This is a genomic window from Gordonia sp. 852002-10350_SCH5691597 (assembly GCF_001665715.1).
Classification (GTDB): Bacteria; Actinomycetota; Actinomycetes; order Mycobacteriales; family Mycobacteriaceae; genus Gordonia; species Gordonia sputi.
The window spans coordinates 1-2,101 of the sequence record NZ_LZMO01000278.1 but is presented as its reverse complement, the minus strand read 5'-3'; the positions used below and the strand labels follow the sequence as shown (position 1 = coordinate 2,101).

Sequence of the window (2,101 nt, the reverse complement as noted above, 5' to 3'; positions counted from 1 at the left end):
GTGTCGGCGCATCGACCACGACGCCGGCACCGCAGACGTCCACCCGCGTGGACGAATGACCGAGAACCGAGGAGAAGCACTGTGAACACCTCATCGACGACCACCTCGCCGTCAACCGCCACCTCGTCGACAGTCGTCGACAACACGCTCGAGACCGCGTTGGCCGAGGTCAGCCGGATCCAGCAGGAGAACTGGCCCGTCGACGTACCGCGGACCGTCGAATCCTCGGTCGAGGCGCAGGGCATCGTCGGTTACCTGCGGCACTGGGCACGTGAGACCCCAGCCGCAGTGGCGATCGCCTTCTATGGCAGCGAGATCACCTATGCCGAATACGACGCACTGTCCGACAGCGTCGCCGGCTGGCTACGCGCACAGGGGATCGGCGTCGGCGACAGCGTCGGCCTGTACCTGGGAAACTGTCCGCAGTTCCACATCGCGATGCTGGCGATACTGAAACTCGGTGCCGTTCATGTGCCCGTGAACCCGATGCTGCGCGAGCACGAACTCGCTCATGAACTCGCCGACGCCGAGGTGAGCGTGGTGATCACCCAGCCAACGCTCGCCGCCCTCGTCGAGACGGTTCGTGATCGCACGCAGGTGCGCGTCATCGCGACAACAGATCTCTCCGACATGCTGCTCGCGGACAGCCCCGCCGCACCGTTCGAGCGGACCGGGGAGTCAACGGACTGGGCTCGGATCGTCGGGACGCCCGCGCCTACCGACTTTCCACCGGTCGACCCGGATCGTCTTGCCGCGCTGAACTATACGGGCGGGACGACCGGAATGCCCAAGGGATGCCGGCACACTCAGGGGCACATGCTCTACACCGCGGTCACGGCGACTGCGGCGCATGGCCGTCGGGTCGGGGCTGTACATGGTGCGTCGCTGGTCTTCATGCCGGTGTTCTGGATCGCCGGGGAGGACACCGGAATCCTGGTCCCACTGGTGAACGGCGACACCGTCGTCTTGCTGACGCGATGGGATGCGGGCGTCGTACTCGACGGCATCGAGAACTATCGCGTGGATTCGATGATCGGCACCGTCGACAACTACATCGAATTGATGGAGCGCGAAGACTTCTCGACGCACGACCTCACCTCGTTGACCAATCCGCTCGCAGTGTCTTTTGTGTCGAAACTCGACTCGACGGTCCGCGCTCGCTGGCGTGAGGCGACGGGGAACACGTTGCGCGAAGGCAGCTACGGGATGACCGAAACGCACACCGCGGACACCATCACACTCGGCTACTCCGCCGGAGACTACGACCTGTTGGGCGACCCGGTGTTCTGCGGGGTACCCGTTCCCGGCACGGACATCCTGATCGTCGACGCCGACGGCAATCCGGTCCCGATTGGCAGCGAGGGCCAGATCATCGTGCGCAGTCCGTCGGTGATGGTCGGCTACCATCGCAATCCCGAGGCGACCGCCGACGCCTTGCGCGACGGTTGGCTCCAGACAGGCGATTTCGGCAAGTTCAGTGAGCGCGGAGCGCTGCATTACCTGGCGCGCAACAAGGAGATGATCAAGACCAACGGCATGAGCGTCTTCCCGTCGGAGGTCGAGTCCCTGCTGATGCTTCATCCGGCCGTCGACAAAGCTGCGGTGGTACCCAAACCGGATCGACGACGAGGTCAGATCGCCTTCGCCTTCGTGCAACTGCGCGACGGCGAAGAGTTCTCGGCCGACGACATCATCGCCTGGGCGCGACAGAACATGGCAGGTTACAAGGTGCCGGAGATCGAGATCATCGAACAACTTCCGATGACCGCAACGGGCAAGGTACGCAAGGGCGACCTCTTCGCGAAGGTGGGAAAAGCATGAGTTCAGCAACCGTACTCGTCGCCAATCGTGGGGAGATCGCTCTCCGTATCATCCGAACGGCCCGCGAGACCGGGCATCGCGTCGTCGCGGTGTATGCCGCGGACGACGCCGAGGCACCACACGTCAGTGCCGCCGACGAGGCCGTCGCGCTCGAGGGCGTCGGACCGCAGGCGTACCTCGACGTCGACGCGATCATCGACGCCGCGCAGCGCACCGGCGCCACCTTTGTCCATCCCGGATACGGATTCCTCAGTGAGGAGCCACGTTTGGCGCGCGCCTG

2 protein-coding genes are annotated in these 2,101 nt (G+C 64.6%); both read left to right on the top strand.

The genetic code is table 11. From position 1 onward, the window contains the following. Positions 1 to 81 precede the first annotated feature (81 nt). A complete protein-coding gene (locus A5777_RS21275; RefSeq protein ID WP_064864379.1) occupies positions 82 to 1,821 on the top strand; it encodes an AMP-binding protein in 1,740 nt (579 codons plus the stop codon). After that, positions 1,818 to 2,101: biotin carboxylase N-terminal domain-containing protein (locus tag A5777_RS21270; RefSeq protein WP_156529448.1), on the top strand; the 284-nt coding region annotated here is incomplete at its 3' end. The genes A5777_RS21275 and A5777_RS21270, both read left to right, overlap by 4 nt.